6 protein-coding genes are annotated in these 7,943 nt (G+C 57.7%); 5 read left to right on the forward strand and 1 reads right to left on the reverse strand.

All coding sequences use genetic code 11. The annotated features are described in order from the left end of the window. Positions 1-50 precede the first annotated feature (50 nt). The 5 genes from DQX05_RS06070 (at position 51) to DQX05_RS06090 (ending at position 6,939) form a co-directional block, all read left to right on the forward strand. Positions 51-2,042, forward strand: a complete 1,992-nt coding sequence (locus DQX05_RS06070; RefSeq protein WP_119791788.1) for a copper resistance protein CopC — start codon at positions 51-53, stop codon at positions 2,040-2,042. Positions 2,043-2,237: 195 nt separating this feature from the next. Then, positions 2,238-3,710 (forward strand): catalase, encoded by a 1,473-nt coding sequence (locus DQX05_RS06075; RefSeq protein WP_119791790.1) that lies wholly within the window; start codon positions 2,238-2,240, stop codon positions 3,708-3,710. A 76-nt stretch (positions 3,711-3,786) separates the two neighbouring features. Continuing rightward, positions 3,787-4,074 carry a Fur family transcriptional regulator gene (locus DQX05_RS06080; protein ID WP_259391813.1) on the forward strand — a complete coding sequence of 96 codons (288 nt, stop codon included), beginning with the start codon at positions 3,787-3,789 and terminating at the stop codon, positions 4,072-4,074. Between the two features lie 425 nt (positions 4,075-4,499). Continuing rightward, positions 4,500-5,687, forward strand: coding sequence for an anhydro-N-acetylmuramic acid kinase (locus DQX05_RS06085; RefSeq protein WP_119791910.1), 1,188 nt, complete (start codon positions 4,500-4,502; stop codon positions 5,685-5,687). Positions 5,688-5,757: 70 nt separating this feature from the next. Beyond that, positions 5,758-6,939 (forward strand): serine hydrolase domain-containing protein, encoded by a 1,182-nt coding sequence (locus DQX05_RS06090; protein ID WP_119791794.1) that lies wholly within the window; start codon positions 5,758-5,760, stop codon positions 6,937-6,939. On the opposite strand, the gene DQX05_RS31365 is transcribed toward DQX05_RS06090, so the two are convergent. Further along, a complete protein-coding gene (locus DQX05_RS31365) occupies positions 6,936-7,085 on the reverse strand; it encodes a hypothetical protein (protein WP_220483159.1) in 150 nt (49 codons plus the stop codon). The genes DQX05_RS06090 and DQX05_RS31365 overlap by 4 nt on opposite strands. Positions 7,086-7,943 lie beyond the last annotated feature (858 nt).

Here is a 7,943-nt window from a genome sequence, read left to right on the forward strand (position 1 = left end):
CTGTCTGCTGTTCAGGAATAGAAGTACGTCTAAAGTCAGGAGGAACGTTGATGGGAAAATGGATGGGAATTTCGAGATACTCTCTCTATTGGCTGGGGATAGCCGCCTTGCTGTTCTCCCTTCTGCTTCATCCGCTGACCGCATCTGCCCATGCGAACCTGGCATCATCCAAGCCGCTGGCGGATGCGCAGCTGGACACGGCGCCATCGGAGATACGCATCACGTTCACCGAGGGCATCGATGCGAAGCTGAGCTCGCTGACGCTGTGGGATGAGGATGGACGCGAGATTGGCGGGGCCGTGAGCGGAGAAGGCGATGACACGCTGGTCAAATCTCTTCCCGGGCTGAAGAACGGCGTCTATAAGGTGAAGTGGCAGGTGCTGTCAGTGGATACGCATGTCACCGAGGGCTCGTACCGGTTCGCCGTCGGGACGACGCTGGATAAAAGCGGGCCTGCGCCGACCAAGTCGCTGGATGACGACGATGAGTCAGAGGCTAAGCCGGACAGCGGATCCCAGGGAGAGGACGGGAAGACCGCTCCCGTGAAGCCCGGCGATCCGGCAGGGGGGCCGCCGGACCAGGGCGGACCGAAGCCTTTGGCGGGCCAGGCAGAGCGGCCGAAGCCTGCCGCAGAGAAGCCGGCCGGCGGCGAAGCGGACGCGGGAGCATCCGGCACGAGCAAGCCGAGCCCGCGTCAGCCGGATGCCGATCAGGCGAAGGAGCCGAAGGCGGCGACCGCTAAGCCTGCTTCATCCGGCTCCGGAAGGGGAGCTCCCGGGGATGACGCCGCATCGCCGGCCGAGGAGCCTGGCGGAGCGGCGCCGACCAAGGGGCAGCAAGCTCCATCCGTCGAGGCTCCAGCAGACGAAGCTGTACCATCGCCCGGTCAAGAGAGCGGAAGCCGGGAAGAGGAAGCGGCTCCCTCGAATCCGTCCGATCCATCCGGAGCGGAACGTGATAAGGGGAGCGCGCCGAATGGGGAAGAAGCCGCTGCACCCGGCAGCCAGGACGGCCTTGCAGCGGATGGGGCTGCACCTGGGGCGTCCACCGATCACGCGCATCTTCATCATGACCATGCATCCGGTCATTCGGCGCACGGTACAGGCATGACCGATCGGTGGACTACCGCGATCCGGATTGTCAATATATTGACGACAGCCGTCTTATTTGTCCTCCTGTACCATCATTATGCGCTCGGGAGGGGAGGACCGCGGCTGGCGGATATGGCCGCACGGACGCATAAGGCGGGGCAGGCGATCGCGCTTGCGGCCGCATTCCTCTATGCGCTGACCTATGCGGCGCATATGCTGCTGCTTGCCGCGCAGCTGACGCCCGCCGGCTCCGGTGCTAGTTCGATGGCCTCCACGGCATGGACATTGGCCATATCGACGCGCGTCGGCCTGACGGACGGAGCGCGCATCGTGCTCGCCGCCGGATTATACGGGACGCTGCTGACGGGGCAGCAGGCGCATCATCGGCCGATGGCCGTCCTGCGGGGCCTGCTGCTGGTCGGCCTGGCGCTGACCTTCCCGCTGACCGGCCATGCCGTCTCGGGTTCCCCGCTGCAGGCGGCTGCGGCGGTCGTCTCGCATGCGCTGCATTTTGCTGCGGCAGGTATCTGGTTCGGCGGCCTCGCCGGGCTGCTGCTCGTCACCCGGAGCTTGTGCCGGAAGCCCGATGCGGATGCCTTCGCAGAAGCCGGCCGCCTATGGTCGCGCTTCTCTGCCGCCGCCCTGCCGTTGACGGTCATTACGGTGGTGACCGGCTTGGTGCTGGCGGTCATGCATGTCGGCAGTTGGGAGGCGCTTTATACGTCTGCGTACGGACAGACGCTTCTCGTCAAGAGCGCGCTCTATGCAGGCGTGATCGTGATTGCCGCGTTCCACCGCTTCCTGTGGCTGCCTGCCTTCGTGAAGCAGGACAAAGACCCGGAGCGGGTCCGGGTCTTTTTGCGCGGTGTCCGTCTGGAAGCGGCTTGCGGTGCGGCTATTTTTATCGTAGCCGGAATGTTGTCCACTGGAATGCCGCTGGGCTTGGGATAAAGAACACCCTTTTGACCTTGAAATGAACTTTCATCGTCAAAAGGGTGTTCTTTTATTCATTTCCAGAATAAAATAGATATTAATTTAGAATTATTATTGAATAGCTCCGTTGGATATGATACATTAGTTGATAAAAATGATAATTATTATCACTTAATAGTAATTGGAGTTTACAGGACTAACGGAGGGGATTTGATGAAGGAATCTAATGTCATGACGACCAATCAGGGTGCGCCCGTTGCCAATAATCAGCAATCCAAAACCGCCGGTGCACGCGGTCCCGTGCTGCTGGAAGATTACCATCTTATCGAGAAGCTCGCTCACTTCGATCGGGAACGCATTCCGGAGCGGGTCGTGCATGCGCGCGGAGCAGGCGCGTTCGGCGTGTTCAAGCCTTGCCGGAGCATGGCGAAGTACACGCGGGCGGCTTTTCTGCAAGATCCCGAAGCCGAGACTCCCGTATTTGTCCGATTCTCGACTGTGATTCATGGCGGGACCTCTCCGGAGACCGTCCGGGATCCGCGCGGATTCGCCGTCAAATTTTATACGACGGAAGGCAACTACGATCTGGTTGGCAATCATCTTCCGATTTTTTTCATCCGTGACGCCATCAAATTCCCGGACATGGTCCACTCGCTGAAGCCGGCCCCGCATACGAATGTGCAGACGCCCGATCATTACTGGGACTTCATGTCACTGTCTCCGGAATCCACGAATATGATGACTTGGCTCTTCTCGGACCTCGGCATTCCCGCCAACTACCGCGAGATGGACGGCTTCAGCGTCCACGCATTCAAATGGGTCAATGAAAAGGGCGGCGTTGTCTACGTCAAATATACGTGGAAGTCGCTGCAGGGTGTGCGCGGATTGAGCGTGGAGGAAGCCGAGCGGATTCAAGCCAAAGATTTCAGCCATGCGACGCGTGATCTGCATCAGGCAATTGAAGAGGGCCGTTACCCGGAGTGGGAGCTGTGTGTTCAAATGCTCGAGCCGTCGCGGTTGGACGATTTCGATTTCGACCCGCTTGATCCGACGAAGGTATGGCCCGAAGCGATATTCCCGATGATGAAGGTAGGACGGATGACGCTGAATCAGAACCCGGACAATTATTTCGCCCAGGTGGAGCAGGCGGCATTCTCCCCTAGCGCGCTTGTACCCGGGATTGAGCCATCCGAGGACAAATTGCTCCAAGGCCGTCTCTTCTCTTATCCGGATACGCAGCGGCACCGGCTCGGGCCGAATTACTTGCAGATTCCGGTGAACTGCCCGTTCGCGCGGGTAAGGAATCATCAACGGGACGGTTACATGACGGTGAAGCAGGATACGTCCCCGGCCAACTACGAGCCGAACAGCCATGCCGGGGCATATGTTGAAGCGGGCGAGGCCTATGCCGAGAGTGAATCGGTTATAGAAGGAACGACGCTGCGCCGCTCGATAGACAAGACGAATAATTTTGGCCAGGCCGGAGAGAAATATCGTGAGATGTCGCCGGAAGAACAAGAGCGGCTCGTGCACAACCTGGTGAACGATTTGAAGCAGGTACGCCCCGAAGTTCAAATGCGGGCGCTGTGCAACTTCTTCCGGGCCGATGCGGAGTATGGAGCGAAGCTTGCGGCCGGACTCGGCGTGGATATAAGCGAATATTTGCAGCATGGATCGCGTTCATAGCGTGTATTGCGTTTATCGTGACAAGTCGTAGAGGCAGGACTTCTTTTCAAATTCTGTGAGGAAGGGAATGGGGCACATGAATCATAACAATGTGAAAGCTTCGGTTGTTCGGCAGGGCAAGGATAAAAGAATGCATATGACGCAGCAAAGAGAAGCCGTCTATGCTTGCATCCGCCAAGCGGCATCCCCTTTGACCGCAATGGATGTATTTCTGGCTTTGAAGTCGGGCGGGCAGCGGGTCTCCCTCTCTACCGTCTACTGCAGTCTGAAGTTTTTCGTCAAAAAAGGACTTGTTCATGAGCTTCAAGACGATCAGCTCTCCAAGCGTTACAAGCATGTCTGCCCCATATGCCGCGGCGCGTAACCGGCCGTTCACGATGTTCATCTCAAGGTTCCTTGAACCTTATGCGATAGGAAGCCCTTTGCAGAACCGCTGCAGAGGGCTTTTCCTCTGCTTGCAGCCGGGCGTGATCACCATGATGCTCTGACTCGATCCGATGCTGTGAACCACGATGATGCAGTTTGGCGAGGGGCAAGAGATTATATGAAACGAAATAAAGTGAAATAAAATATTAATATAATGAAATGATATATAAAAAAATATTTCAATGATGTATAATTAAACTAACTTGGCAATTCTTTATTCATCCACTTTTCTCATATCACCCGCAAGAACTGTATGCCCCCTATACAACGAATGTGATAAACTCCACTTTTACTTTATATGGTTAATATAAGTGTTGCTTGTATTGTGCTGCTTTGATTTTCGAATGGGAGGGGGAGACGATGATGCGGATTGTAATGCCGGACCGCCCTTATCGGACCATCATTGGCCTGATGTCAGGCACGTCGCTGGACGGAATCGATGCTGCCGTTGTCCGGGTGCAAGGAAGCGGTACCGGAACGGAAGTCGAGCTGCTGGCGTTTCATGGTATCGAATATGATGCTGAACTGCGCGACAGGATGAAGCGATTATGTGGAAAAGAGTATTCCCATGCTGCCGACCTCTGCATGATGAATGCTTATCTTGGCCAGCGCTTCGCAGAGGCTGCCCGGGAAGCGGCAGCAGCTGCCGGGATCCCGATGGAAGACATCGATCTGGTCAGCTCCCACGGGCAGACGATCTGGCACCAGCCGGAGGCGGACAGCGAAGATCGCTACAGTGTTGCGTCCACGCTTCAGATTGGAGACTTGTCCGTTATCGCGAAGCTGACAGGACGGCCCGTGGTCGGAGATTATCGCACCGCTGATATGGCCGTTGGTGGTCAAGGGGCACCGCTTACTCCGTATGCGGATTATATCTTTCACCGCCATGAGCGCATGGGCCGCATTGCTCAGAATATCGGCGGCATCGGGAACTGCACCGTTGTGCCGGCCGGGGCTGATGCGGAACAGGTGCTTGCCTTCGATACCGGTCCAGGCAATATGCTGATTGATCAGGCTGTCTACCGGCTGTCGGAAGGAGCGCAGGCCTATGATCACGATGGCGGCTGGGCCGCGCAAGGCCAGGTGAGCGAAGCGTGGCTGTCCGAGCTGCTGGAGCATCCTTACTACGCCCAGAAGCCGCGGAAGACGACCGGCAGAGAAATGTTCGGCGAGGCCTATGCCATGGCTTTGATTCAGGACGGTCTGGCGCGGGGCTTGCCGGCTGCCGATATCGTGGTTACCTTCACGATGCTGACGGTTCGAACCATCGCGAGTGCATACCGCGACTTTATATTCCCTGAGCACGATATCCATGAAGTGATCGTAAGCGGAGGCGGGGCCCGCAACGAGACGATGATGCGATGGCTGGCGGCAGAGCTGCCCGAACAGCGGATACAGCGCTCCGATGAGATTGGCTTGCCTGCCGATGCGAAGGAGGCGATTGCTTTCGCCGTGCTGGCGAATGAATTTGTGCACGGGATCGCGAATCAGCTTCCTTCCGTTACCGGAGCGTCGCGTCCCACCGTCATGGGCAAGCTTGCTCTTCCGTGAACTTCCCGTGGAGTAAGAATGTCATTCTGGAAGGGCTTGAATTCAATACGACAAGAAGGCGGTCTTTGCCATGAAAAAATGGGATCTATCGGCAGCCGGACAGCTTGGCCTGAGCGAGGAAGGATTGCAGGCCGCTTGGTCGCCGCTGGATAAGGCGATAGAGCAGGGATTGATCCCCGGAGGCGTGGCGCTCATTGGACGCCGCGGCCATGCGGCGGCTTATGCTGCCGGGCATGCGTTCATGAGCGAGGAGCATTCCATTCCGGCCAGCGTGGATACGATCTATGACTGCGCGTCATTGACGAAGGTCGTCGTTACGCTGGCGCTCATGCTCATCTTGATGGATCGGGGCCAAGTGCGGCTTGTCGATCCGGTGGCACAGCATCTCCCCGCATTTGGCGCTGCGGGGAAGGAGGAGATTACGATTGGGCAATTGCTGGCCCATACCTCGGGCTTGCCCGCGCACCGGGATCTGTATTCGCACGGCTGGACGCCGCAGCAGATCCATGAGGAGATCTGCGCAATGGAACTGGACTGTCCGCCAGGGACGCGCTGCGTCTATAGCTGCCTAGGTTATATTATCCTCGGGCACATCATCCGCCAGCAGTTCGGGCGTCCGTTGGATGAAGCGGCCTGGAGCGAGGTGCTGCAGCCGCTTGGGATGACGGCGAGCCGGTACAACCCGCCGCCGGAATGGAAGCCGCGCATCGCGGCGACGGAATACGATGCGGCGCTGGGCGGGTACCGCTGGGGCTTCGTGCACGATGAAAATGCACATGCACTTGGCGGAGCGGCAGGCAACGCGGGCCTGTTCTCGACCGCATCGGATCTGCTGCGGTATGCCCGCATGTGGCTGGCCTTGGCAGGCAGCGCCGGCGGCGCCGCTAGTTACATAGACGGGGCGGCGGACGCTTCCTTGAGCTGCACTGGGCCAGGGGGCTTCCCGGAATCCCTGCTCTTGTCGCGCGAGGCCGTCAAGGAAGCGCTGCGAAGCCATACCCTTGACATTCCGGGAGCGCACCGGGGGCTGGGATGGGTGCTACGCGGCGACCCGGCCGATGTTACCGGGGAGGGGCTGTCTCCATTGAGCTTCGGCCATACGGGCTTCACCGGAACGAGCCTCTGGATCGATCCGGAGCAGGATCTTACTTTGATTCTGCTGACGAACCGCGTCCATTACGGCCGGGGCAACTCAATCGCGGCGCTGCGGCGACAGTTCCACGAGGCAGCGGTAGCGGCCATACAGAACTAATCCCTATAACAAAACCTTGGGAAGTACGTCAAATCCTTGGCATGCGCATCCGACTGGATGTCGGCCAGGGATTTTTTTGCTGGCGGGCAGATTTTGTCGAAATGATTGAGCGGCTTGGCTTCTGCATATCGGAAATCGTAAGCCATTTCGGCCGCTTCCCTATTCGCGGATTGTGGCAGTTGAATTGGCGTACGCGACAAATGGCAGCGTGGTCTGTCGAATCAGGCACCAGTGTATCTATCAGCTCTTTGATCCACTCTCCCATTGGCTCAGAAGCGAAAGAACAGTCAGGAACGGCAAGCGGTAGGAGGCGGAGCGATCGATGGAGCAATCAGGCGGGCAAGCAGTTGAAGCAAGGAGAAGCGCGGCCACCTAGGGAAGCAGAAGGATCAAGCGATGGAGCAAGGACACGCATTGGACAGTGAAAGCCGACGGACTTCGAAGAGGGACTACGCAGATGGATTACACATATGACTTCACAGATGGAACAAGCAGATGGAATAAGCAGATGAAACAAGCAAAGATGGAACAAGTAGATGGAGTAAGTTGATAGACCAAGCAATTAAACCAAGCCGACGTACTCGCAACAATGTGGTACGAACGAAGGGTCCCCTTGGCGCGTCCCGAGAGGAAGGGGGCACCCATTCCGTCGCGTCCCTGAGCCGATGGGAGACTGGCTATAAGGCAGCAGCAGGAGGAGGCCAAGCCCGAGCCGGCTTCTGAATCTATGGGATAGTGACGTTAAGGAAGGAAAAACGCAGCATGTATCGGGCAAGTTACTGATTCGACGGGATAGCGCCCTGAGAGGAAAGGGGCACCCATTCCGTCGCGTCCCTGAGCCGATGGGAGACTGGCTAAAAGGAACAGCAGGCTGATAAGCCCGAGCCGGCTTCTGAATCTATGGGATAGTGACGTTAAGGAAGGAAAAACGCAGCATGTATCGGGCAAGTTACTGATTCGACGGGATAGCGCCCTGAGAGGAAAGGGGCACCCATTCCGTCGCG

The organism is Paenibacillus thiaminolyticus (assembly GCF_003591545.1).
GTDB lineage: Bacteria > Bacillota > Bacilli > Paenibacillales > Paenibacillaceae > Paenibacillus_B > Paenibacillus_B thiaminolyticus_A.

Bases quoted from the DNA above. Each gene is read 5' to 3' on its own strand.
- DQX05_RS06070 (WP_119791788.1), top strand. From the start codon at position 51: ATGGGAAAATGGATGGGAATTTCGAGATACTCTCTCTATTGGCTGGGG.
- DQX05_RS06075 (WP_119791790.1), top strand. From the start codon at position 2,238: ATGAAGGAATCTAATGTCATGACGACCAATCAGGGTGCGCCCGTTGCC.
- DQX05_RS06080 (WP_259391813.1), top strand. From the start codon at position 3,787: ATGAATCATAACAATGTGAAAGCTTCGGTTGTTCGGCAGGGCAAGGAT.
- DQX05_RS06085 (WP_119791910.1), top strand. From the start codon at position 4,500: ATGCGGATTGTAATGCCGGACCGCCCTTATCGGACCATCATTGGCCTG.
- DQX05_RS06090 (WP_119791794.1), top strand. From the start codon at position 5,758: ATGAAAAAATGGGATCTATCGGCAGCCGGACAGCTTGGCCTGAGCGAG.
- DQX05_RS31365 (WP_220483159.1), bottom strand. From the start codon at position 7,085: ATGGCTTACGATTTCCGATATGCAGAAGCCAAGCCGCTCAATCATTTC.